This is a genomic window from Moraxella sp. FZLJ2109 (assembly GCF_024296965.1).
Lineage (GTDB): Bacteria > Pseudomonadota > Gammaproteobacteria > Pseudomonadales > Moraxellaceae > Moraxella.
Map to the genome: position 1 here is coordinate 1,378,459 of NZ_CP101112.1, position 20,902 is coordinate 1,399,360.

Annotated in this window: 34 protein-coding genes and 1 other RNA gene; 9 read left to right on the forward strand and 26 right to left on the reverse strand. The window is 47.3% G+C overall.

Annotation, left to right across the window (positions count from 1 at the left end; translation table 11 throughout):
* The first annotated feature begins 226 nt into the window (after positions 1 to 226).
* Positions 227 to 1,315: a beta-N-acetylhexosaminidase gene (nagZ, locus tag NKU06_RS06450; protein WP_254729526.1), complete on the forward strand. Its 1,089-nt coding sequence runs from the start codon at positions 227 to 229 to the stop codon at positions 1,313 to 1,315.
* A gap of 60 nt (positions 1,316 to 1,375) precedes the next feature.
* On the opposite strand, the gene NKU06_RS06455 is transcribed toward nagZ, so the two are convergent.
* From NKU06_RS06455 to NKU06_RS06470, 4 genes are all read right to left on the reverse strand, one after another.
* On the reverse strand, positions 1,376 to 1,813 hold the full coding sequence (locus NKU06_RS06455; protein ID WP_254729528.1) for a PACE efflux transporter: 438 nt from the start codon (positions 1,811 to 1,813) through the stop codon (positions 1,376 to 1,378).
* 7 nt (positions 1,814 to 1,820) lie between these two features.
* The gene (locus tag NKU06_RS06460) at positions 1,821 to 2,660 is read right to left on the reverse strand and encodes an N-acetylmuramoyl-L-alanine amidase (protein WP_253223043.1); all 840 of its coding nucleotides are present in this window, start codon (positions 2,658 to 2,660) and stop codon (positions 1,821 to 1,823) included.
* 149 nt (positions 2,661 to 2,809) lie between these two features.
* Complete coding sequence (locus NKU06_RS06465; protein ID WP_254729530.1) at positions 2,810 to 3,616, reverse strand: Cof-type HAD-IIB family hydrolase; 807 nt, start codon at positions 3,614 to 3,616, stop codon at positions 2,810 to 2,812.
* Positions 3,617 to 3,619: 3 nt separating this feature from the next.
* Positions 3,620 to 4,237, reverse strand: coding sequence for a DedA family protein (locus NKU06_RS06470; protein ID WP_254729532.1), 618 nt, complete (start codon positions 4,235 to 4,237; stop codon positions 3,620 to 3,622).
* Positions 4,238 to 4,627: 390 nt separating this feature from the next.
* On the opposite strand from NKU06_RS06470, the gene codB reads away from it, so the two are divergent.
* From codB to NKU06_RS06510, 8 genes are all read left to right on the forward strand, one after another.
* Complete coding sequence (codB, locus tag NKU06_RS06475) at positions 4,628 to 5,905, forward strand: cytosine permease (protein WP_253223046.1); 1,278 nt, start codon at positions 4,628 to 4,630, stop codon at positions 5,903 to 5,905.
* Positions 5,906 to 5,928: 23 nt separating this feature from the next.
* Positions 5,929 to 7,194 carry a cytosine deaminase gene (codA, locus tag NKU06_RS06480; RefSeq protein WP_254729534.1) on the forward strand — a complete coding sequence of 422 codons (1,266 nt, stop codon included), beginning with the start codon at positions 5,929 to 5,931 and terminating at the stop codon, positions 7,192 to 7,194.
* Positions 7,195 to 7,353: 159 nt separating this feature from the next.
* Positions 7,354 to 8,142: a type I methionyl aminopeptidase gene (gene map / locus NKU06_RS06485; protein WP_253223048.1), complete on the forward strand. Its 789-nt coding sequence runs from the start codon at positions 7,354 to 7,356 to the stop codon at positions 8,140 to 8,142.
* A 116-nt stretch (positions 8,143 to 8,258) separates the two neighbouring features.
* The gene (gene glnD, locus NKU06_RS06490; RefSeq protein ID WP_254729536.1) at positions 8,259 to 11,033 is read left to right on the forward strand and encodes a [protein-PII] uridylyltransferase; all 2,775 of its coding nucleotides are present in this window, start codon (positions 8,259 to 8,261) and stop codon (positions 11,031 to 11,033) included.
* A 149-nt stretch (positions 11,034 to 11,182) separates the two neighbouring features.
* Positions 11,183 to 12,007, forward strand: coding sequence for a WG repeat-containing protein (locus NKU06_RS06495; protein WP_254729538.1), 825 nt, complete (start codon positions 11,183 to 11,185; stop codon positions 12,005 to 12,007).
* 39 nt (positions 12,008 to 12,046) lie between these two features.
* Positions 12,047 to 12,405: a transfer-messenger RNA gene (gene ssrA / locus NKU06_RS06500) on the forward strand.
* A 300-nt stretch (positions 12,406 to 12,705) separates the two neighbouring features.
* Positions 12,706 to 13,947, forward strand: a complete 1,242-nt coding sequence (locus NKU06_RS06505; RefSeq protein WP_254729540.1) for an integrase arm-type DNA-binding domain-containing protein — start codon at positions 12,706 to 12,708, stop codon at positions 13,945 to 13,947.
* Positions 13,948 to 14,627: 680 nt separating this feature from the next.
* Positions 14,628 to 15,122, forward strand: a complete 495-nt coding sequence (locus tag NKU06_RS06510) for a phage virion morphogenesis protein (protein WP_254729542.1) — start codon at positions 14,628 to 14,630, stop codon at positions 15,120 to 15,122.
* A gap of 62 nt (positions 15,123 to 15,184) precedes the next feature.
* Here the strand turns inward: NKU06_RS06510 and NKU06_RS06515 are convergent, their stop codons facing one another.
* The 22 genes from NKU06_RS06515 to NKU06_RS06590 form a co-directional block, all read right to left on the reverse strand.
* A complete protein-coding gene (locus NKU06_RS06515; protein ID WP_254729544.1) occupies positions 15,185 to 15,391 on the reverse strand; it encodes a hypothetical protein in 207 nt (68 codons plus the stop codon).
* A 222-nt stretch (positions 15,392 to 15,613) separates the two neighbouring features.
* Positions 15,614 to 15,739 carry a hypothetical protein gene (locus NKU06_RS11550; protein WP_256521224.1) on the reverse strand — a complete coding sequence of 42 codons (126 nt, stop codon included), beginning with the start codon at positions 15,737 to 15,739 and terminating at the stop codon, positions 15,614 to 15,616.
* Positions 15,736 to 15,885: a hypothetical protein gene (locus NKU06_RS06520; RefSeq protein WP_254729555.1), complete on the reverse strand. Its 150-nt coding sequence runs from the start codon at positions 15,883 to 15,885 to the stop codon at positions 15,736 to 15,738. Before NKU06_RS06520 ends, NKU06_RS11550 begins: the two co-directional genes overlap by 4 nt.
* Positions 15,878 to 16,045 carry a hypothetical protein gene (locus tag NKU06_RS06525; RefSeq protein WP_254769542.1) on the reverse strand — a complete coding sequence of 56 codons (168 nt, stop codon included), beginning with the start codon at positions 16,043 to 16,045 and terminating at the stop codon, positions 15,878 to 15,880. Before NKU06_RS06525 ends, NKU06_RS06520 begins: the two co-directional genes overlap by 8 nt.
* Entirely contained in the window at positions 16,032 to 16,451 is a 420-nt protein-coding gene (locus NKU06_RS06530) for a hypothetical protein (RefSeq protein WP_254769543.1), read from the reverse strand. Before NKU06_RS06530 ends, NKU06_RS06525 begins: the two co-directional genes overlap by 14 nt.
* Before the next feature lie 50 nt (positions 16,452 to 16,501).
* Positions 16,502 to 16,636 (reverse strand): hypothetical protein, encoded by a 135-nt coding sequence (locus NKU06_RS11555; protein ID WP_256521226.1) that lies wholly within the window; start codon positions 16,634 to 16,636, stop codon positions 16,502 to 16,504.
* 144 nt (positions 16,637 to 16,780) lie between these two features.
* Positions 16,781 to 16,975 (reverse strand): hypothetical protein, encoded by a 195-nt coding sequence (locus NKU06_RS06535; protein ID WP_254769544.1) that lies wholly within the window; start codon positions 16,973 to 16,975, stop codon positions 16,781 to 16,783.
* A gap of 69 nt (positions 16,976 to 17,044) precedes the next feature.
* Complete coding sequence (locus NKU06_RS11560; RefSeq protein WP_256521227.1) at positions 17,045 to 17,179, reverse strand: hypothetical protein; 135 nt, start codon at positions 17,177 to 17,179, stop codon at positions 17,045 to 17,047.
* A 29-nt stretch (positions 17,180 to 17,208) separates the two neighbouring features.
* Positions 17,209 to 17,385, reverse strand: a complete 177-nt coding sequence (locus NKU06_RS06540) for a hypothetical protein (RefSeq protein WP_254729563.1) — start codon at positions 17,383 to 17,385, stop codon at positions 17,209 to 17,211.
* Positions 17,345 to 17,650 (reverse strand): hypothetical protein, encoded by a 306-nt coding sequence (locus NKU06_RS06545; protein WP_254769545.1) that lies wholly within the window; start codon positions 17,648 to 17,650, stop codon positions 17,345 to 17,347. The genes NKU06_RS06540 and NKU06_RS06545 overlap by 41 nt, the downstream gene beginning before the upstream one ends.
* A complete protein-coding gene (locus NKU06_RS06550; RefSeq protein ID WP_254729571.1) occupies positions 17,634 to 17,846 on the reverse strand; it encodes a hypothetical protein in 213 nt (70 codons plus the stop codon). The genes NKU06_RS06545 and NKU06_RS06550 overlap by 17 nt, the downstream gene beginning before the upstream one ends.
* A 44-nt stretch (positions 17,847 to 17,890) precedes the next feature.
* A complete protein-coding gene (locus NKU06_RS11565) occupies positions 17,891 to 18,025 on the reverse strand; it encodes a hypothetical protein (protein ID WP_256521228.1) in 135 nt (44 codons plus the stop codon).
* 63 nt (positions 18,026 to 18,088) lie between these two features.
* Complete coding sequence (locus NKU06_RS06555) at positions 18,089 to 18,526, reverse strand: hypothetical protein (RefSeq protein WP_254729578.1); 438 nt, start codon at positions 18,524 to 18,526, stop codon at positions 18,089 to 18,091.
* A 29-nt stretch (positions 18,527 to 18,555) separates the two neighbouring features.
* Positions 18,556 to 18,684, reverse strand: coding sequence for a hypothetical protein (locus NKU06_RS11570; RefSeq protein WP_256521229.1), 129 nt, complete (start codon positions 18,682 to 18,684; stop codon positions 18,556 to 18,558).
* The gene (locus NKU06_RS06560; RefSeq protein WP_254729555.1) at positions 18,681 to 18,830 is read right to left on the reverse strand and encodes a hypothetical protein; all 150 of its coding nucleotides are present in this window, start codon (positions 18,828 to 18,830) and stop codon (positions 18,681 to 18,683) included. Before NKU06_RS06560 ends, NKU06_RS11570 begins: the two co-directional genes overlap by 4 nt.
* Complete coding sequence (locus NKU06_RS06565) at positions 18,823 to 18,990, reverse strand: hypothetical protein (protein ID WP_254769542.1); 168 nt, start codon at positions 18,988 to 18,990, stop codon at positions 18,823 to 18,825. Before NKU06_RS06565 ends, NKU06_RS06560 begins: the two co-directional genes overlap by 8 nt.
* The gene (locus NKU06_RS06570; RefSeq protein ID WP_254729613.1) at positions 18,977 to 19,420 is read right to left on the reverse strand and encodes a hypothetical protein; all 444 of its coding nucleotides are present in this window, start codon (positions 19,418 to 19,420) and stop codon (positions 18,977 to 18,979) included. Before NKU06_RS06570 ends, NKU06_RS06565 begins: the two co-directional genes overlap by 14 nt.
* Positions 19,421 to 19,555: 135 nt before the next feature.
* Positions 19,556 to 19,747 carry a hypothetical protein gene (locus NKU06_RS06575; protein WP_254729559.1) on the reverse strand — a complete coding sequence of 64 codons (192 nt, stop codon included), beginning with the start codon at positions 19,745 to 19,747 and terminating at the stop codon, positions 19,556 to 19,558.
* Between the two features lie 37 nt (positions 19,748 to 19,784).
* The gene (locus NKU06_RS06580) at positions 19,785 to 19,979 is read right to left on the reverse strand and encodes a hypothetical protein (protein ID WP_254729561.1); all 195 of its coding nucleotides are present in this window, start codon (positions 19,977 to 19,979) and stop codon (positions 19,785 to 19,787) included.
* Between the two features lie 69 nt (positions 19,980 to 20,048).
* Complete coding sequence (locus NKU06_RS11575) at positions 20,049 to 20,183, reverse strand: hypothetical protein (RefSeq protein ID WP_256521228.1); 135 nt, start codon at positions 20,181 to 20,183, stop codon at positions 20,049 to 20,051.
* A 29-nt stretch (positions 20,184 to 20,212) separates the two neighbouring features.
* The gene (locus tag NKU06_RS06585; protein WP_254729563.1) at positions 20,213 to 20,389 is read right to left on the reverse strand and encodes a hypothetical protein; all 177 of its coding nucleotides are present in this window, start codon (positions 20,387 to 20,389) and stop codon (positions 20,213 to 20,215) included.
* A complete protein-coding gene (locus NKU06_RS06590; protein WP_254729565.1) occupies positions 20,349 to 20,795 on the reverse strand; it encodes a hypothetical protein in 447 nt (148 codons plus the stop codon). Before NKU06_RS06590 ends, NKU06_RS06585 begins: the two co-directional genes overlap by 41 nt.
* Positions 20,796 to 20,902 lie beyond the last annotated feature (107 nt).

A 20,902-nucleotide genomic window follows, 5' to 3' on the forward strand; every position in this document is an offset into this window, starting at 1 on the left:
GATGTATCTTATCACAAAAATCCCAAGAATTTTTTGCATAAGTGATGGTTTTTGTAGAAACTGCCTAAGATGGCGTTACACTGGGGTAAATTTTTGGGCTTTGGGTGAGAATTGGGTAAGGATTTTGTTTACCAACTGATGACAATTTAATGATTGTTGGGCGTGCTATTTTGGGCGGTTTCGTGGCATAATAGCGGATATTTTGATGATTATTAAAGGTGAATGTATGGCAGTTGGCATCATTATGGCGGATGTGGCAGGCAAGGTGCTGGATGATAGCGATCGCGCGCTGTTGGCGAATCCTGAAGTGGGTGGGATGATTTTGTTCGCGCGTAATGTTGAGTCGCCTGAGCAGGTGCGTGCTTTGACCGACAGTATGCGCGCGGCAAGTGCTGATGTGCTGATCGCGGTGGATCAAGAAGGTGGCCGCGTGGCGCGTTTTCGCCAAGGTTTCTCGCCGCTGCCTGCGATGGGTAAGCTTGGCAAGCTGTATGATTGTGACCCTGAGCGTGCTTTGTCTTTGGCTTATGACTGCGGCTATCTGATGGCGGCAGAAGTGCTGGCGGTGGGTGTGGATTTTAGCTTTGCGCCTGTGCTTGATGTCGATGGAGTAAGTCTTGTGATTGGTGATCGTGCTTTTCATGCGTCGCCTGATGCTATTGTCGCGCTGTCATCAGAATTTATGAAAGGCATGAAAGCAGCTGGCATGGCGACCACGGGCAAGCATTTTCCAGGGCATGGCTCGATCGCGCCTGATTCTCATGTGGCAGATGCCATCGATAAGCGTAGTTTTGATGAGATTTTTAATTTCGATACCCAAACCTTTGTGCGTACGCTCGATCAGCTTGATGCTTTGATGCCTGCGCATGTGATTTTTAGCCAAGTCGATGATAAGCCTGCGGGATTTTCTAAGGTATGGCTTGGTAAGATTATTCGTGATCAGCTTGGCTATGATGGTGTGCTGTTTTCTGATGATCTCAATATGAAAGCGGCGCATGTGGCAGGTGGTGTCGGTGAGCGCGTACAAGCTGCCATCGATGCTGGCTGTGATATGGCGCTGGTGTGTAATGATCGTGATGGTGCGCTGATTGCGATTGAGACTGCCAAGCAGATGCAGACCCTGCCACACAATCGCTTTGGTCGTATGAAAGGTAAAATCCCTGCATGGCAAGGCAGTCTGGATGCGACCTGTCAGCAGTTTGCCGATTATCAGCGCGCGCGTGATAGTGTGCAGGCGGCGTTTTTCTGCGAAGATGCTGAAGTGGGCACAGCGGGCGTTGATCCGACTAATTATGTGAATAATACTAAGGCTTGATTGTCTTTTATGATAAATTTTTAAAAAGTCACATAACCGCTTGAATCTTCAGGCGGTTTTTTAATTTTTGATCAAAAATCTTAACCGCACATGGTCATAAACAAAGTTAAAAATCAGCGTATAAACCATCACCGCAAGGGTCATGCCAAGATCAGCGATGAATGCTTGCCATAGGCTCAATGCCAAAAAATACGCCACTACAGGCAGGGTGAACAGTAGCAAACCGCCTTCAAAGGCAATGGTATGACATAGCCGTACGCCCAGAGTGCGCGTCTGTCTGGGTGCAGTAAAAATGCGATCAAAACCTAAGTTAAACACCACATTCCACACCATCGCCATCACTGAGATCATCACGCTGATGCCGATGGCTGCCGCTGCATGGATTTGCAAAAACAACAGCACAACCACCGCCGACACACCAACTGCACCGATCTCAAATAAGACAGTGTGGATCAGTCGCTCTTTGGCGCTCATTGGGATATTGGGCGTATTTGCCATAGTTGTTTTATTGCTTTAGGGGGCGGTATTTTTTGTTCAAGGCTTGTAAAATCGCATAAGTCTCAGCGTCCATCACTCCTGTCGGCAGGCGTGGGCGAAAGTGCAGCTGAAAGGCGTAGATGACATTTTGGCTAGCTCTGTCCCATTCTGCTGTGTCATTCACCGTGTAGCCGTAGCGTTGTAGCTCAGCTTTGATCTCGGTGATGGTGGCAGGATTATTAAAATTAATCGCGCTGTGCGTGATCGCTGTCAAAAACTCTGCCTTGTCCGCATCATCATACCACGCGCCGATGCCATGCGTGCGATACAGATATTCCCATGGAAACTTCGCACCAGGGTCGATTTTGCGATTAGGCGCGATGTCTGAATGCCCCAAGATATGCGTCGGATCGATGGCGTATTTGCTGCTTAGCATACTGATGAGCTGGGCGGCTTTGGCGATTTGCTTGGGCTGAAAATCCACAAAGCCTTCATACGGGCGGTAGTTGCTGTATTTGCCTTTAATGCCATCGCTGACGATTTCGATGCCAAGTGATGTGTCATTGAGCGCGCTTTTGCCACGAAAGCTGCTGCGACCTGCGTGCCATGCGCGTTTATTATCATCAACCAGCTGATAGATCTTATCATCATCGCCATCAGGAATCAGATAGTGGCTGCTGACTTCGCCTTGGGTCAGCACCTCCAATGAACCATCGTTATCTTCGGCGGTGTAGTGCAGGATAATGAACTCAATGCGTTCAGACTGTCCGATGGCACGGTGCGTGGTATCGATCGGATAGTGCGGTATGCTTGCACAGCCTGTCAAGACCAGCGCGGTAAAGATGGTGGAAAATAAGAATTTTGACATAGGTATTTGTGTGTGGTTATTTGGGCGTTTTCAATGTTTGTGATTTAAAATTTAGAAAAATCCTGCACGGTTGTTTCATTATAATCAGATTATTTGAAAAAACCGTGAAGATTTGTGGTGATTTTCTAAATCTACACCCAAGCTTATTCTCAGGCAGGCGCGATCCAGCCCAATTGAGCCAAAATCTTGGCAATGCCATCTTCATCATGGCGCGCGCAGATGATGTCAGCGTGTGCTTTGAGCTGCTCGTGTGCATTGCCCATGGCGATCGCCGTACCGACAAGCTTCAGCATTTCGATGTCATTTAGTCCATCGCCAAAGGCACAGCTGTCTTGTGGATCGATACCAAGCTTATCCAGGACGGCACGGATGGCGCGCGCTTTTGAGCCATCTTGATCAAGAATATCCACCGCGCATTCATGCCAGCGCACGGTTTTGGTATTTGGCGGTAGGGTGGGTGTGTAAGTCCCTTCAGCATAAAAAGCCAAAATCTGATACACAGACTGTCCAAAGTCAAACTGATCTCGGTCAATGAACTGATACGGAATATGTAGAGATGCCAATGCGGTGCGCAGCTCATCGGTATTACTCATCGCAAAGATGGTGTCATGCGTCATGCAAGCATAGCCAATGCCATCGGCAGCAAGCTTGGCAGTGATGCTCTCGACCTTTTCACGGCATAAGGGAAAATCTAGAAATGGCTTGCCTTGATATAGATTATAGCCACCATTGATGGTGAGCAATAAATCGATGCCAATGTTATCAATCAAATCTTTCACCACAGGCGGAATCACGCCGATTGAGCGACCTGATGCGATGGCAACGAGCGTGCCTGTGTCTTTGAGCGCGGTCAGTGCAGACGCGATGCTCGATGGTACGCGGTTTTCATCTTTAATGTATAAAGTGTCATCGATGTCAAAAAAGACGATTTTTGGGCGGGGTAGGGATGTTGTCATGAGTTAATTTTTTAAAAATTTTTTCAAGCGAATAAGAATAATAAACAGCAAAGCCACGCCGACAATCCAGCCAACCGCACTGCTGATGGGTGCGATATAATCGGCGACTTTTTGGTAATTGGCCCCAAGCACAAAGCCTGCATAAGCAAGCAGCGCCGACCAAATGGCTGAGCCTAGCGTAGTTAGTAGCAAAAACGGCAACATCGGCATCCGCGCCATGCCTGCAGGAATCGAGATCAGCGAGCGAATGGCAGGAATCATCCGTCCAAAGAAAATCACCGAATTGCCATATCGGTCAAACCAGCTTTGGGCTTTGATGATGTCATCGCGCGTCAGCAGCAGGTATTTGCCGTATTTGTCCGTCAAGGCAAACAGTCGCTGCTCATCAAGCAAAGTACCTAAATAATATAAAGGCAGCGCGCCAATCACCGAGCCTGCCGTCCCTGCAGCAATCACAAGCCACAGCTCCATACGACCCATCGCCGCCGCAAAGCCAGCAGCAGGCATGATCAGCTCAGAAGGAATGGGCGGAAAAACATTTTCCAAAAACATCATCAGTGCCACACCGAATAAGCCAAGCTTATCCATCATCAGTAGCACCCAGTCGCTTAGGTGAGTCATGGGAGATTTGGTATCGATAAAAGTCTTTAGTATAGCATAAGGTGGTGGGTGGGATTGTAAAAAAGAGCAATGGATGAGAGTGCTATTTTGTATAGTTTTTACACGACAATTATCGCGTTTGGATCAAAGTGGGAATATTTTAATTAACAAATTATATTTATCATAAAATCAGATAAAACAATGATAATTATAAATATGATAAACTAATTATATAACAATAAAAACTGATAAATTAAAAATCATTGACAAAAAATAACCATTTTACTCAGTAAATATAAGTATTTATAATCTTATTCATGGTTTGAGAGATGAATTTTGCGCTAAAAAAAATTGATCATTTCATGATATTTTGACTATGTAATCTTGTCATAATTATTTGGAGTATGCATAATGTCTGCGGTTGAACATGATGAAAGTTGGCTGAGTAAAACACCTAAGTCCAGCCGAAAAGGATTTTTGCCAATTACTTTGGTGATTTTTGGGTTTACATTTTTTACAGGCACGATGTTCGCTGGCAGTAAGATTGGTGTTGCGTTCAGCTTTGTGGATATCTTGTGGATCGCGGTACTTGGCAACTTTTTATTAGCCAGTTATGCAGCGACTTTGGGATATATCTCTGCCAAAAGCGGTCTGAACACTGTACTGATGGGGCGGTTTTGTTTTGGGAATATTGGTTCAAAGTTATCAGACATGGTGCTTGGCTTTGCTGAGCTTGGTTGGTATGCATGGGGTACGGCAACCATTGCGATTTCACTGGTAAAATTACTGAACTTATCCGAGGCGCTTACCATTCCTTTGATGGTTATATTTGGACTTGGGTTCGCAGTGACGGCGATTATCGGCTCAAAAGGCTTGGCGACTTTGGCGAAATTATCCATCCCAGTGATGGGCGTGATTTTGTTGCTGTCGGTGGTGACCGCAACCAAAGATGTTGGTGGCTTACAAGGACTGCTAACCGCTGAGCCGACTGAGAAATTGACCATCGCACAAGCACTGACCATTGTTTTTGGTACTTTTGCTTCAGGTGCAACGCAGATCACCAACTGGACACGCACCGCCAAAAGTGGCAGATCGGCGATTTGGATTTGTTTGGTGAGTTTTATGATTGGTAATGGTGCGATGGTGCTGGCAGGAGCATGGATGGCGATCGCTTATCAGCAGGCGGATATTGTTGAGGTATTGATCTTGCAAGGTTTATCAATCGCTGCTGTACTGATGCTGTGTCTGAATCTTGCCACCATCCAAGGACCAACTATTTATAATGTCTCGGCAGCTGCGTGCCATCTTGTGCGCTCAGATCGACACAAGCTGATGACTTTCGCTGCAGCGATCGTGGGTATTATCTTGGCCGTTGGTGGTATGTATGAGATGCTGATTCCGTTTTTGGTACTACTTGGGACTTTTATGCCACCGATTGGCGGTGTGATTATGGCGGACTTTTGGATTAAGCATCGTGGTCAGTATCCAGAATTATGGAGCAAGTTGCCGAATTTTAATTATCTGGGTTTGGGTGCGTATGTGGTCGGCTCGGCAGTGGCTTATACCAGCCCGTGGTTTGCGCCGATTGTCGGTATCGTAACAGCGGTGGTGGTGTATGGAGCAGGGGTCAAAGTCCAGCAACTGATGCACAAAGGTCAAAAATCATCAATGACTTTGGTCAAATCTTAATTAAATATTAAAAGGAGTATGTCATGAAAGTTATCAATGCAAGATTGCGCGGCCGCACTGGGTTATTCACCATCGAATGCGTTCAGGGCAAATTCAGCGCCATCAGCCTACAAGAAGGATTAATCCATACAGTTGATAATGAGCAAATCATCGATGCTAAGCAGAATCTTTTGATGGCGCCATTTGTTGAGCCGCACATTCATCTGGATTATGTCTTGACGGCAGGCGAACCAGAATGGAATATGACAGGGACTTTGTTTGAGGGGATTGAGCGTTGGGGTCAGCGCAAAGCATGGGTGCAAAAATCACAAACCGATCAAATCCAAGATACCAAAAGACGAGCGCGAGAAGCGGTGCAGATGCTTGCCAGTCACGGAATTCAATATGTCAGAACGCATGCCGATACCACAGATCCTAATATGATCGGGATGCAGGCACTGCTTGAGATTAAGGATGAGGTAAAAGATTTGATGGATATTCAGATCGTTGCTTTTCCACAAGAGGGGATTGAGTCTTTTGCCAATGGTCGCGCCTTGTTAGAGCGGGCGGTACAGATGGGCGCGGATGTGGTGGGCGGTATTCCACACTTTGAATATACGCGTGATAAAGGGGTGGAATCGGTCAAGTATTTGGTAACTTTGGCAGAAAAATATGACAAGTTAATCGATGTGCATTGTGATGAAACTGATGATCCGAACTCGCGTTTCTTAGAAGTGCTGGCTGATGAAGTACTGCAGCGCGGTATGGGCGAGCGCACCACGGCAAGTCATACGACAGCGATGGGGTCTTATGATAATGCGTATTGCTTTAAGCTATTTCGTTTGCTAAAAGAATCAAAAATCAACTTTATCAGCTGCCCAACCGAAAGTATCCATCTGCAAGGTCGGTATGACACTTATCCAAAGCGTCGCGGGCTGACACGCGTGCCAGAGATCGATGCTGCAGGTATGAATATTTGCTTTGCCCAAGATTCAATCCGAGATCCGTGGTATCCGATGGGCAATGGTAACATCATGCGTATTTTGGATGCTGGGTTGCATATTTGTCATATGTTAGGCTATCAAGACCTGTCAAGATGCTTAGATTTTATCTCAATCAATGGCGCCAAGACGCTCAATGTACTTGACCAGTACGGTGTGGAGATTGACAAGCCAGCCAATTTTATCATCTTGGATGCCAAGAATGATTATGAAGCTTTGGCAAATCAATCCAAGGCATTACTAAGCGTGCGGCATGGCAAGATCATCATGGAACGCACTCCAGAGACGGTGTGCGTGCTGTCAGAATAAAGCTTGTTATAAACAAACCATGAGCGGAGGATGCTGATGGTTTGTTTAAGTGTTAAGAAAAGCAAGCGCAAAACAAAAATTTCTCAGTCATTTGTGAAAATCCCGCTTTTACGGTACAATGGATGTGAAATTTCATATCCATTTTTTTATTGTACCCTTATGAGTAAAAATATCCCTATTTTAAATGCTGAGCAAATCGCAAAAATGCAAGTCGCGGGCAAGCTTGCCGCCGATGTGCTGATTATGCTTGATGAATATATCAAAGAAGGCGTCAGCACAGGCGCATTGAACGACATCGCCCATGAATATATTCTAGATCACGGCGCAATCCCTGCACCGCTGAACTACAATGGCTTCCCAAAATCCATCTGCACCAGCATCAACCATGTGGTCTGTCATGGCATTCCTGACCACGAACGCCTACTGAAAGATGGCGATATTATTAATATTGACATCACAGTGATTAAAGATGGATTTTATGGTGATACATCCAAAATGTGGATCGTCGGTCAAGGTTCGGTGATGGCTGAGCGCATTTGTCGCGTTGCCCAAGAAGCGCTGTACGCTGGCATGAAAGTGGTGAAAAACGGCGCAAGACTTGGCGATATCGGTGCTGCGATCCAAAAAGTCGTTGAGCCTGAGCGCTTTAGCATCGTCCGCGAATTTTGCGGTCATGGCATCGGCGAGACTTTCCATGCTGAGCCGCAAGTGCTACACTACGGCAAAGCAGGTACAGGCGTTGAGCTAAAAACTGGCATGGCGTTCACCATCGAACCGATGATCAACCAAGGCGTGTGGCAGACCAAAGTGATGAAAGATGGCTGGACAGCGATCACCAAAGACCGCAAGCTATCAGCACAGTGGGAGCATACGCTGATCGTCACCGATGACGGCTGTATCGTCACCACTGCGCGCCCTGAAGAAGATTTGAGCTTCTTAAACAGCTGATGGATCAAGCATCTTGGTCGATCAAAAGGGCGTGCGCTTGTTCGTATGCCCTTTTTTTACGGTTAAAATAATCTGTAAATTTTAAAAGAATTTGTCAAGTAAAATTAAGGAAAATCATGTCAACTTCATCTGCCCAACTGCTCGCCACACGCTGCCAAGCTTTGCATTTGTCCATCGCGCCGCCACCTGTCATCAGCACACGCGATTTTGATGGTGCGCTTGTCAAGCACTGGCTTGATGCTGTCAATACCGCCATTGACAAGCAAATGATCGCTTATGGCGTCGATGCGGCAGAATACATCGCTGATCTGATCACGATTCGCACGCTGGCTGTCGATACGATTTTGGCGAAGATTTTTAATGTGTTTGATTTTACTGATGATTTTGCGCTGTTTGCTGTCGGTGGCTATGGACGCGGTGAGCTTTTGCCTGCATCGGACATTGATATTTTGCTGATCGGCGATGATGTCGCCCAAGCCAAATCGACGGTGGAAGCTTTTGTTGCTAAGCTTTGGGACATTGGCGTCACGCCTGCGATCTCGGTACGCAGCCTTGATGATACTAAGGTTGCCGTCAGTGATCAGACTATCGCAAGTGCACTACTTGAAGCGCGCTTATTGGCAGGCAATGACACACTGGCGGATTTTCCTTATCAAGCGGTAAAGACGGCATGGAGCGCCAAAGCCTATTTTGATGCCAAGATGGCGGAGTCCAAAGAGCGGTATCTGTCGCACAATGCCACTGAATACAATCTTGAGCCAAACATCAAAACCGCACCAGGTGGCTTGCGTGATTTGCACATGATCACTTGGCTTGGTCGATTTTATTTTGGGCGCGAGCATGATTTGCACAGTTTGACAGCGACAGGATTTATTAGTCCTGCTGAATTTACCATTTTACAAAATGCACAGAAATTCTTATGGTGCATTCGCCATCATCTGCATATGCAAACCGCGCGCCACGAAGATCGCTTGCTGTTTGACCACCAAAAAACCATCGCTCAGCGCATGGGCTATTATCTGCAAAGCAGTAATACCACGCACAGCGATGTCACCACCGCGCTTGAAGCGATGATGCGTCTGTATTATCGCCATGCCATGCGCGTGGCGGCGATCTCTGAGATGCTGTGCAGTTATTTTTATGAAAATTATCTGAAGCCCGTGGTGACAATCACGCCGATCGATAATGATTTTTGTATCGTGCGTGAGCAGATGGACAGCGATGGCAGCTGCGATATTCATGACAGTATGCCGACATCGGTGGATAAAATCGCCATCACTCATGCTGATGTTTTCACCGATAATCCTGCCAATTTGCTTAAGGTATTTTTACTTATGGGGCAGCGTGGCATTAAGCAAATTACTGCCAGCACCTTGCGCGCCATTTATTTGGCAAGTCCTGTGATTGATGATGAATACCGCGGTAAGCCTGAACATCAAGCACTGTTTTTGGCAAATTTACAAGAAAGCAATTATCTGTTTCACCGTCTGCGCTTGATGAAGCGATTTGGTGTGTTGGGCAATTATCTGCCTGCCTTTGGCAAAATCATGGGCTTGATGCAGTACGATTTGTTCCATCGCTACACGGTCGATGCGCATACTTTGCTGCTTGTGCGGATTTTGCACCGCTTTGGTGATGAGGTGCGCGCCGATGATTTTGGCTTGGTCAGTGAAGTGTATCAAAAAATCGTCCGCAAAGACATTTTGGTACTGGCTGCGATTTTCCATGACATCGCCAAAGGTCGCGGCGGCGATCATTCTAAGCTTGGCGCGGTCGATGCATATGAATTTTGCATCGGTCATGGTATGAGTGAAGCTGACGCAAAGCTTGTGCAGTGGCTTGTGCTTGAGCATCTGACCATGTCCTTGACCGCTCAAAAACAAGACATCTCAGACCCTGAAGTCATCGCCAATTTTGCTGAATTTACCGGCAGTATCACGCGGCTCAATCACTTATATGTGCTGACCGTCGCCGACATGAATGCCACCAATTCGCAGCTGTGGAACACATGGCGTGCAGCTCTACTCAAGCAGCTGTACATCTCGGTGCACCGCGTGCATAGCCTTGGCAGTCATGTGACTGATAAAGATGTGGTGATCGAAAATCGCAAAAATAAAGCCTGTGATATTTTACCAACCATTGAGCGCGAACAATTGGATCAGCTGTGGGCGAATTTTGGCGAAGAATATTTCTTAAAACAAAAGCACTTCGACATCGCGTGGCAGTCGGCAGAGATTTTAAAAGCACAAGACAAACTTGCCAATGGCGAGCCGATTGTGGCGTTGCGCGCGCACAGTGATTTGAGCCTTGGTGGTATTCAGCTCTTGATCTGTGCGCCTGATCACGACAATCTGTTCGCCACAACCGTGTGCGTGCTTGATCAGTTGGGTTTATCAGTGCTCGATGCCAATATTTTGACTGCGACCATTGCAGATAAGACGGTGGCACTGGATTCTTATGTGGTCATCGACCGCGTCGCCAATGCACATCAGACCGATATTCTTGGCAATCCCAAGCACGCCGATGAGATCATCAGCCGCCTAAAACAAGGGCTGCGCCAAGGCGGCTGCCATGTACCGCCAAGCACTTATGGCTTTAATACCAAGCTTAAGCACTTTACTGTGCCGACGCAGGTGCAGTTCACCGCCGCGACCGCTTTGGCGCACCAAGGTCATCATCAGATGCACCTGATTACCAAAGACCGTCCATCGCTGCTTGCCAAAGTCGGCGCGGTGTTCAGTCGATTGGGACTTGAAGTGCATGGCGCACGCATTACCACGCTTGGCGAGCGCGCTGAAGATATGTTTTATTTGAGCGATAAAAATGGTCAGCGTCTTGATGATGATAAATTGGCAGTATTAAAAGCGGCGATCATTGAGACACTCAGCTGATGGCAGTTTCATTGATAGGTTCATCACTTGTGCAAACTTGCGTTAAGATTTGCCACCAAAGCCATACGAAATCTTTACCGCCAGCACTGGTAATTTGATGGATTTTGTGCCAAAATTTAGCGCAAATTTTTGGAATTATTGAGATAATTATGAAAACTTTAGCATCGTTTCGCGCAGCTGTCTTGGTCGCAAGCTTGATGATGAGTGTGTCTGCTTTGGCAAATGATAACACGCTGGCAAGCTTTGGCTTTGATACCATGGATACGCCTGCTTGTGCTGAGACGAGCCTGCCTGATGAGACAAGTTTTGTCACCATTCAGCCTGATTGTGGCTATAGCGAAGGCTTGGCTGCGGTACAAAAAGGCGATAAATACGGCTATGTCAATGCCCAAGGCAAGCTTGTGATTCCTGCAGTATATCAAGAAGCTTATCCGTTTAGCGATGGTTTGGCGCTGATCAAGCAAGGCGAGCAGTATGGCTTTATTGATAAAACTGGTAAAATTAAAATTAAGCCACAGTACAAAGATGCGTGGAGCTTCTGGGAAGGTCGAGCCAAAATTGAGAGCAATGGCAAATACGGTTTTATTGATAGAACTGGTAAAGTTATCATCAAGCCAAACTATGAAATCACGGGCAACTGGTTCGAAGATGGTTTGGTCGTTGTCAAATCGGGCAAGAAATTTGGCTACATCAATACCGATGGCAAAATGGTGATCAAGCCTGAGTTTGATTCGGCGAAGGATTTTTCTGAAGGCTTGGCGGTCGTCACTAAAAAATCAGGCGAAACTGATGGCGATGGCGTTGAGCTGCACAAATACGGCTATATCGATAAAACCGGTGAGCTTGTGATTGATTTTAAATTTGACGATGCGTCGGATTTTGTCAAGGGTGCGGCCTATGTGGTCGAAGGCAATCAAGTGTATTTCATCGACAAAAACGGCAGCCCAGCCAAAATGCCTGATTATAACGATTGAACGACGCACTCAAATCTGATATAATCAAAAATCAACATTGGGGATGTTCTGGCTTCGACGCTGGTAATGAAACTCAATAGTGCATGTCAAGAGCGTGTGACTCTTGTAAATCAACATACATTTAAAATAGTCGCAAACGACGAAACTTACGCTCTAGCAGCCTAAGGGCAGCTTGGGACGGTGCAGATTGCCTTTGGTCTGGTCACTCTCCCCGAAGCGAACGCACAAAGGATAGCCCAAGTTAGCGTTGTGATGACTTGAGCGAAACTCTCAGCAAATCGTCCAATCCATCCTGACTGTCGGTTCGGTGCGGATTAAAGCCATAGACAGATTCTAAACATGTAGAGCTATGGGCGTAGTGCTGGCGGACGCGGGTTCAACTCCCGCCATCTCCACCATATAACTATTTAAATTAACACAATTTTGAAAAAACAAAACAAAAAAGCCCCTAAACTCAAAGGTTTGGGGGCTTTTTCTTGTTTAAATATGTACAATTTAAAACAATTATAATAGAATGGTTCTTGTACCTTTTCTTGTTCCTTTTAGAGTTTACATTTTAAAAGGTACAAATTTTTTTATTGTAGCACGCAATGAAAAATTAAGTCGTTAAGTTTTCAAGCTCAAAAGGTACAAGTTTAAGTTTTTTTAGGTACAAGTTTATTTTTTTGGATAATCCTGAAAGGTACAAGGCGAAATAAATGTACAAAAAAGAAATCAAAAAAAAGCCATTGGCAGATACCGTCATTTCAGCCCTAAAATGCCCACCGCATTTACAATCAGACGATATTTTAGATAGTAAAGTTTTGGGCGGTGGCTTATATCTTAGAGTTACCGCCAACGGCAATAAAACATGGCGCATCAGATACAAAGACCCCGACACAGCAAAATGGAAAAATGCAGGGCTTGGATCGTATCCCGCAGTAAAGGGTAAATTAGCAAGGGCAAAAGCCTACGAATTTATGCAAAGCTTGCATGATGGCACAAACAACGCCAAAAAAGCCAAAATGAATAAGCGGTTTAAAGAAGTTGCCTTAAAATGGTTTGAAGAAGAATCAAATTATAAAGGTTGGTCAGATGGTACCAAACAAAGAAACATGGGGCAACTGGTGAATCATGTTTTCCCTGTCATGGGTGATCGCCAAATTGCACGCATTAGACCGCAAGAATGGTTAGAGCTATTTAGAGCCATTGCCCAAAAGAAAAATTCAGCCAATAAAAATATAATTGAAACAGCAGAAAGAACCCGTAGGCATTGCCAAAGCATCTATGATTATGCGATTACAATGGAATTGGCAACCAGCAACCCCATTAGAAACCTGCATAAGCAACTAGAAACACATAGAGAAAAAGAAAATATGGCGCATTTGTCAGAGTATGAATTGCCCGCCCTTTTGGGGGAAATTGAACAACTCCCCTTTGATATAATCAGAATATTTTTTAAGCTTTTATCTAGGGTATTTGTGCGCCCATCTATGCTTTGTAATGCGCCTTGGGCTGAATTTGATTTTGAAAAAAAGGTTTGGGAAATACCAGCGCACCGCATGAAAAAAGACCGCCCACTTGTTATCCCTTTGGCTGATGGCGTAATTCGTTTATTGCTTGAGCTAAAGGGGATTACTGGGGCTAGTCCTTTTCTGTTTCCAAGCCGTGACGATATAAATAAACCTTGCACATTGCAAAGATTTAGAAAATACATAGACAAGATGGGCTATAAAGGGGAACAGACTTTACACGGCTTTCGACATATTGCCACAACAAAACTAAATGAATACACTGGGGAAAATGGTATTAAATTTGATGAAAGAATTATACATTTTCAGTTATCCCACAAAAAACAAGGCGTAAAAGGCGTTTATAACAAGGCGCAATATCTCCATGATCGTTTTGAATTGATGAACTATTATAGCGATTGGATTGATAGCATAACACCCAAACCATAAGCCCCAATTAACCGATCCCCAAAGAGTAACAAACTTTGGGGATTTTTTTACCCCTTAAAAAAGCGATTTTTTTGGCAAATAATACAAAAATGGTGGGAATTGTGGGAATTTTTGATAAATATCTATAAAAAACAGTAGTTTATAGATGAATAGCGGTGGGAATAATAGTGGGAATGATGGAAAAATAGTGGGAATAATAGTGGGAATAAAAAAAGATAATAATAAATAATAATATAAATATATTGAGATTTTCCCATTTGCAAACTATGCAATGATTTGCAATACCGCTATTTATCCTTTTTACCGCCCTTTTTCTTACTCAAAGCCCCAATAGTTAAGGGATTTTAAACCAAATTAGAGAAAATAGGCGCAATAGCCCAATAATGCAATGAAATTGCGACAAAAAAAGCGGGCAGGAGGTGCGGGGGGGCCCCCGGCATCGCCCTACCTAGGCGTTTCCTAGGAAATTTGTTGAAATTTTATTTTTTATAAAAATTGAATATTTTGGATTGTTTATTATTATTTTTATAAAATAATAATAAAACAGTTGGTTTATGGTAGGCGTGGTGGGTATTTGTTGTATAATTTAATTCTACAACAAATAATATCTTGCAATCAAGATTTTTAATTTAGAATGTATCAATAAATTTCATGATACATTTTTAAATTTAAGGTAAGAAATGAAAACCAGTCTCGATTATTTACCCGAACATTTACAACGCATACTTGCTGGACTTGATGAAAAGCAATTAGCAAGAGCAAAAAGGAAGATCGCCACCAAACTACGCACCGAACAAAGAAAGCGTATCACAAGGCAAGAGAATGTGGACGGCTCACCCTATGAGCCTAGACGACCAAGAAAGCCATTGCGAGAAGATGTTTATAATAAAAAAGGACTTCGCAATAAAAAAGGTAGGGTAAAGAAAATGTTTGCAAAGATTAAGCAAGCCAAGCATATGCGCATTACATACCCTAAAAATAGCATTTCTATTGGTTATGTTGGGCTTGTTGGCTATGTTGCAAACATTCACCAGTTTGGACTAACAACCCCAGTTGGTGAACGAAAAATCCCCGTAAAGTACCCCGTGCGTGAATTACTTGGTATTTCTGAAAGTGATAAAGAAATTGTAGATGACGCATTGTTTGAGTACCTTGACAAGCTACTTGATGGCTAACGCCTAAGCATTAGCCATTATCAATACTTACCCTTGATCTATCCATGCACCCACGCCACACCTTAAGCCGTTGGCGGTGTTGCCATGATAGGCAGTGGCATTGATGCCATTGCCCATAACGGGCGATTGTTGACATTAATGCCGTTGCACCAATGATAGGCGATGATGGTGATTAAGCCATCGCCATTGCTTAAGCCGTTGGGCGGTATTACCCTTGATTTGTTCATTGCACCCATGCCAAACCATTGCACCAAATCAGCCGTTGGCAATTGGTTGGCCTATCCAGCACACCCACACCGCCAATTTGCCTAGAATGATTTATTTGCCATGATTTATGCTGAAATGCACCAAATCAGCCGTTGGCATTGCCCCAATGATAGGCGATTGATGCTATTACCCCACGCCATGCGGTGGCATAATGGGCGGTGTTACCATGCCAAATCAGCCCCTTATCCATTAACGGCCATCTATCCAGCGCACCAAATCACCGCTTAAGCCATTGCACCCACGCCAAGCGGTGGCAGTTGTTGAGCGTTGGGCAGTGTTGGCTTGGTGCTGATTGTTGAGCCGTTGCCATGCGTTGGCATGATAGGCAGTATTACCCTTGATTTATTCATTGCACCCATGCCAAACCATTGCACCCATGCCAAGCGGTGGCAATTGGTGGCAGTTGTTGAGCCGTTGCCAAACCTTGAGCCGTTGGGCAGTGTTGGCTTGGTGCTGATTGTTGAGCCGTTGGCAGTATTACCCTTGATTTATTCATTGCACCCAACCCACGCCAAGCGGTGGCATGATTGGCAGTTGTTGAGCGTTGGGCAGTGTTGGCTTGGTGCTGATTGTTGAGCCACGCCAAACCATGCACCCATGCCAAGCCTTAAGCCACGCCAAACCATGCACCCATGCCAAGCCTTAAGCCACGCCAAACCATGCACCCATGCCAAGCCTTAAGCCACGCCAACCCATTGCACCCATGCCACGCCATGCGGTGGCATCGCTTGAGCCGTTGGCGGTGCTGATTGTTGGCATTGATGCCATCGCCCAATGATAGGCGGTGATGGTGATTAAGCCATCGCCATGCCTTGAGCCGTTGGGCGATTGTTGGCGGTATTGCCTTTGGTGTTGGCTTGGTGCTGATTGTTGAGCCGTTGCCCATGCTATGCGGTGGGCGGTGTTGCCAAACCATTGCACCCATACCAAGCCAAACCATTGCACCCATGCCATGCGTTGGCAATTGGTGGCAGTTGTTGAGCTGTTGCCAAGCCTTGAGCCGTTGGGCGATTGTTGGCGGTATTGCCTTTGGTGTTGGCTTGGTGCTGATGATTGAGCCATTGCGCCCACGCCAAGCGGTGGCAATTGGTTGGCTTATCCAGCGCACCAAATCAGCCGTTGGCATCGCTTGAGCCGTTGGGCGATTGTTGAGCCGTTGGCATGATAACCGCTTGAGCTGATGCCATCGCCAAAGTATTACCCACGCCATGCGGTGCCATTGCCCCAATGATAGGCGGTGTTGGCATGATTGGCAGTTGTTGGGCGTTGAGCGTTGGCAATTGTTGGCATTGATGCCATTGCCCATAACGGGCGGTTGTTGAGCCGTTGGCAGTATTACCCTTGATTTATTCATTGCACCCATGCCAAACTATCGCACCCACGCCAAAGTATTACCCACGCCAAGCGGTGGCATAACGGGCGGTGTTGCCACGCCAAGCCTTGAGCCATTGGGCGATTGTTGGCATTGATGCCATTGCCCAATGATAGGCGGTGATGGTGATTAAGCCATCGCTATACCTTGAGCCGTTGGGCGATTGTTGGCGGTATTGCCTTTGGTGTTGGCTTGGTGCTGATGATTGAGCCATTGCGCCCACGCCAAGCCTTAAGCCGTTGGGCGATTGGTGGCAATTGGTTGGCTTATCCAGCGCACCAAATCAGCCGTTGGCGGTGTTGGCTTGGTGCCAATGCTTGAGCCATTGCACCCAACCCATGCCAATGCTTGAGCCATTGCACCCATACCAAGCCATTACCCACGCCAAGCGGTGGCAATTGGTTGGCTTATCCAGCACACCCACACCGCCAATTTGCCTAGAATGATTTATTTGCCATGATTTATGCTGAAATGCACCAAATCAGCCGTTGGCATCGCCCAATGATAGGCGGTGTTGCCATGATGGGCGATTGATGCCATGCCATGCGTTGGGCGGTGATAATGCTTGAGCCTTTGCCACACCTTAAGCCATGCCAAACCTTGAGCCGTTGGCGGTAATGCCAAACCATGCACCCATGCCAAGCCTTAAGCCACGCCAAACCATGCACCCATGCCAAGCCATGCGGTGGCATCGCTTGAGCCGTTGGCGGTGCTGATTGTTGGCATTGATGCCATCGCCCAATGATAGGCGGTGATGGTGATTAAGCCATCGCCATGCCTTGAGCCGTTGGGCGATTGTTGGTATTGATGCCATTGCCCAATGATAGGCGGTGATGGTGATTAAGCCGTTGGCAGTATTGCCCTTGATTTGTTTATCGCCCCATGCCAAACCATTGTACCCATGCTATACCTTGAGCCGTTGCACCCACGCCAAGCGGTGGGCGGTGTTGGCATGATAGGCAGTTGTTGAGCCATTGGGCGGTGTTTGCCATGATTGGCAGTGTTGCCCTTGATTTGTTCATTGCACCCACGCCAAGCCTTAAGCCGTTGGGCGATTGGTGGCAATTGGTTGGCTTATCCAGCACACCAAATCAGCCGTTGGCGGTGTTGGCTTATCCAGCGCACCAAATCAGCCGTTGGCGGTGTTGGCTTGGTGCCAATGCTTGAGCCATTGCACCCAACCCATGCCAATGCTTGAGCCATTGCACCCATGCCAAGCCATTACCCACGCCAAGCGGTGGCAATTGGTTGGCTTATCCAGCACACCCACACCGCCAATTTGCCTAGAATGATTTATTTGCCATGATTTATGCTGAAATGCACCAAATCAGCCGTTGGCATCGCCCCATAATGGGCGGTGATAATGCTTGCCCCATGCCAAGCGGTGGGCGGTGTTGCCAAACCATTGCACCCATACCAAGCCAAACCATTGCACCCACGCCATGCGTTGGCATGATAGGCGGTGTTGGCATGATTGGCAGTTGTTGGGCGTTGAGCGTTGGCAATTGTTGGCATTGATGCCATTGCCCATAACGGGCGGTTGTTGAGCCGTTGGCAGTGTTGCCCTTGATTTGTTTATTGCACCCACGCCATGCGGTGGGCGGTGTTGCCAAACCATTGCACCCATACCAAGCCAACCCATGCGCCAATGCTTGAGCCATTGCCAAATCAGCCGTTGGCAGTGTTGGCTTGGTGCTGATTGTTGAGCCATCGCCAAACCATGCACCCACGCCAAGCGGTGGCAGTTGGTTGGCTTATCCAGCACACCCACACCGCCAATTTGCCTAGAATGATTTATTTGCCATGATTTATGCTGAAATGCACCAAATCAGCCGTTGGCATCGCCCCATAATGGGCGGTGATGGTGATTGAGCCGTTGCCATGCGTTGGCATGATAGGCAGTATTACCCTTGATTTATTCATTGCACCCATGCCAAACCATTGCACCCATGCCAAGCGGTGGCAATTGGTGGCAGTTGTTGAGCCGTTGCCAAACCTTGAGCCGTTGGGCAGTGTTGGCTTGGTGCTGATTGTTGAGCCGTTGGCAGTATTACCCTTGATTTATTCATTGCACCCAACCCACGCCAAGCGGTGGCATGATTGGCAGTTGTTGAGCGTTGGGCAGTGTTGGCTTGGTGCTGATTGTTGAGCCACGCCAAACCATGCACCCATGCCAAGCCTTAAGCCACGCCAAACCATGCACCCATGCCAAGCCTTAAGCCACGCCAAACCATGCACCCATGCCAAGCCTTAAGCCACGCCAACCCATTGCACCCATGCCACGCCATGCGGTGGCATCGCTTGAGCCGTTGGCGGTGCTGATTGTTGGCATTGATGCCATCGCCCAATGATAGGCGGTGATGGTGATTAAGCCATCGCCATGCCTTGAGCCGTTGGGCGATTGTTGGCGGTATTGCCTTTGGTGTTGGCTTGGTGCTGATTGTTGAGCCGTTGCCCATGCTATGCGGTGGGCGGTGTTGCCAAACCATTGCACCCATACCAAGCCAAACCATTGCACCCATACCAAGCCAAACCATTGCACCCATGCCATGCGTTGGCAATTGGTGGCAGTTGTTGAGCTGTTGCCAAGCCTTGAGCCGTTGGGCGATTGTTGGCGGTATTGCCTTTGGTGTTGGCTTGGTGCTGATGATTGAGCCATTGCGCCCACGCCAAGCGGTGGCAATTGGTTGGCTTATCCAGCGCACCAAATCAGCCGTTGGCATCGCTTGAGCCGTTGGGCGATTGTTGAGCCGTTGGCATGATAACCGCTTGAGCTGATGCCATCGCCAAAGTATTACCCACGCCATGCGGTGCCATTGCCCCAATGATAGGCGGTGTTGGCATGATTGGCAGTTGTTGGGCGTTGAGCGTTGGCAATTGTTGGCATTGATGCCATTGCCCATAACGGGCAATTGTTGGCAGTATTGCCATTGCCCATAACGGGCGGTTGTTGAGCCGTTGGCAGTATTACCCTTGATTTATTCATTGCACCCATGCCAAACTATCGCACCCACGCCAAAGTATTACCCACGCCAAGCGGTGGCATAACGGGCGGTGTTGCCACGCCAAGCCTTGAGCCATTGGGCGATTGTTGGCATTGATGCCATTGCCGAATGATAGGCGGTGATGGTGATTAAGCCATCGCTATACCTTGAGCCGTTGGGCGATTGTTGGCGGTATTGCCTTTGGTGTTGGCTTGGTGCTGATGATTGAGCCATTGCGCCCACGCCAAGCCTTAAGCCGTTGGGCGATTGGTGGCAATTGGTTGGCTTATCCAGCGCACCAAATCAGCCGTTGGCGGTGTTGGCTTGGTGCCAATGCTTGAGCCATTGCACCCAACCCATGCCAATGCTTGAGCCATTGCACCCATGCCAAGCCATTACCCACGCCAAGCGGTGGCAATTGGTTGGCTTATCCAGCACACCCACACCGCCAATTTGCCTAGAATGATTTATTTGCCATGATTTATGCTGAAATGCACCAAATCAGCCGTTGGCATCGCCCAATGATAGGCGGTGTTGCCATGATGGGCGATTGATGCCATGCCATGCGTTGGGCGGTGATAATGCTTGAGCCTTTGCCACACCTTAAGCCATGCCAAACCTTGAGCCGTTGGCGGTAATGCCAAACCATGCACCCATGCCAAGCCTTAAGCCACGCCAACCCATTGCACCCATGCCACGCCATGCGGTGGCATCGCTTGAGCCGTTGGCGGTGCTGATTGTTGGCATTGATGCCATCGCCCAATGATAGGCGGTGATGGTGATTAAGCCATCGCCATGCCTTGAGCCGTTGGGCGATTGTTGGCGGTATTGCCTTTGGTGTTGGCTTGGTGCTGATTGTTGAGCCGTTGCCCATGCTATGCGGTGGGCGGTGTTGCCAAACCATTGCACCCATACCAAGCCAAACCATTGCACCCATGCCATGCGTTGGCAATTGGTGGCAGTTGTTGAGCTGTTGCCAAGCCTTGAGCCGTTGGGCGATTGTTGGCGGTATTGCCTTTGGTGTTGGCTTGGTGCTGATGATTGAGCCATTGCGCCCACGCCAAGCGGTGGCAATTGGTTGGCTTATCCAGCGCACCCACACCGCCAATTTGCCTAGAATGATTTATTTGCCATGATTTATGCTGAAATGCACCAAA

Coding starts and splice junctions, on each gene's coding strand:
- nagZ (WP_254729526.1), top strand. CDS start 227: ATGGCAGTTGGCATCATTATGGCGGATGTGGCAGGCAAGGTGCTGGAT.
- NKU06_RS06455 (WP_254729528.1), bottom strand. CDS start 1,813: ATGGCAAATACGCCCAATATCCCAATGAGCGCCAAAGAGCGACTGATC.
- NKU06_RS06460 (WP_253223043.1), bottom strand. CDS start 2,660: ATGTCAAAATTCTTATTTTCCACCATCTTTACCGCGCTGGTCTTGACA.
- NKU06_RS06465 (WP_254729530.1), bottom strand. CDS start 3,616: ATGACAACATCCCTACCCCGCCCAAAAATCGTCTTTTTTGACATCGAT.
- NKU06_RS06470 (WP_254729532.1), bottom strand. CDS start 4,237: ATGACTCACCTAAGCGACTGGGTGCTACTGATGATGGATAAGCTTGGC.
- codB (WP_253223046.1), top strand. CDS start 4,628: ATGTCTGCGGTTGAACATGATGAAAGTTGGCTGAGTAAAACACCTAAG.
- codA (WP_254729534.1), top strand. CDS start 5,929: ATGAAAGTTATCAATGCAAGATTGCGCGGCCGCACTGGGTTATTCACC.
- map (WP_253223048.1), top strand. CDS start 7,354: ATGAGTAAAAATATCCCTATTTTAAATGCTGAGCAAATCGCAAAAATG.
- glnD (WP_254729536.1), top strand. CDS start 8,259: ATGTCAACTTCATCTGCCCAACTGCTCGCCACACGCTGCCAAGCTTTG.
- NKU06_RS06495 (WP_254729538.1), top strand. CDS start 11,183: ATGAAAACTTTAGCATCGTTTCGCGCAGCTGTCTTGGTCGCAAGCTTG.
- NKU06_RS06505 (WP_254729540.1), top strand. CDS start 12,706: ATGTACAAAAAAGAAATCAAAAAAAAGCCATTGGCAGATACCGTCATT.
- NKU06_RS06510 (WP_254729542.1), top strand. CDS start 14,628: ATGAAAACCAGTCTCGATTATTTACCCGAACATTTACAACGCATACTT.
- NKU06_RS11550 (WP_256521224.1), bottom strand. CDS start 15,739: ATGAATAAATCAAGGGTAATACTGCCTATCATGCCAACGCATGGCAAC.
- NKU06_RS06520 (WP_254729555.1), bottom strand. CDS start 15,885: ATGAATAAATCAAGGGTAATACTGCCAACGGCTCAACAATCAGCACCA.
- NKU06_RS06530 (WP_254769543.1), bottom strand. CDS start 16,451: ATGGCTCAATCATCAGCACCAAGCCAACACCAAAGGCAATACCGCCAA.
- NKU06_RS11555 (WP_256521226.1), bottom strand. CDS start 16,636: ATGCCAACACCGCCTATCATTGGGGCAATGGCACCGCATGGCGTGGGT.
- NKU06_RS06535 (WP_254769544.1), bottom strand. CDS start 16,975: ATGGCTCAATCATCAGCACCAAGCCAACACCAAAGGCAATACCGCCAA.
- NKU06_RS11570 (WP_256521229.1), bottom strand. CDS start 18,684: ATGAATAAATCAAGGGTAATACTGCCTATCATGCCAACGCATGGCAAC.
- NKU06_RS06560 (WP_254729555.1), bottom strand. CDS start 18,830: ATGAATAAATCAAGGGTAATACTGCCAACGGCTCAACAATCAGCACCA.
- NKU06_RS06570 (WP_254729613.1), bottom strand. CDS start 19,420: ATGGCTCAATCATCAGCACCAAGCCAACACCAAAGGCAATACCGCCAA.
- NKU06_RS06575 (WP_254729559.1), bottom strand. CDS start 19,747: ATGAATAAATCAAGGGTAATACTGCCAACGGCTCAACAACCGCCCGTT.
- NKU06_RS06580 (WP_254729561.1), bottom strand. CDS start 19,979: ATGGCTCAATCATCAGCACCAAGCCAACACCAAAGGCAATACCGCCAA.
- NKU06_RS06590 (WP_254729565.1), bottom strand. CDS start 20,795: ATGGCTCAATCATCAGCACCAAGCCAACACCAAAGGCAATACCGCCAA.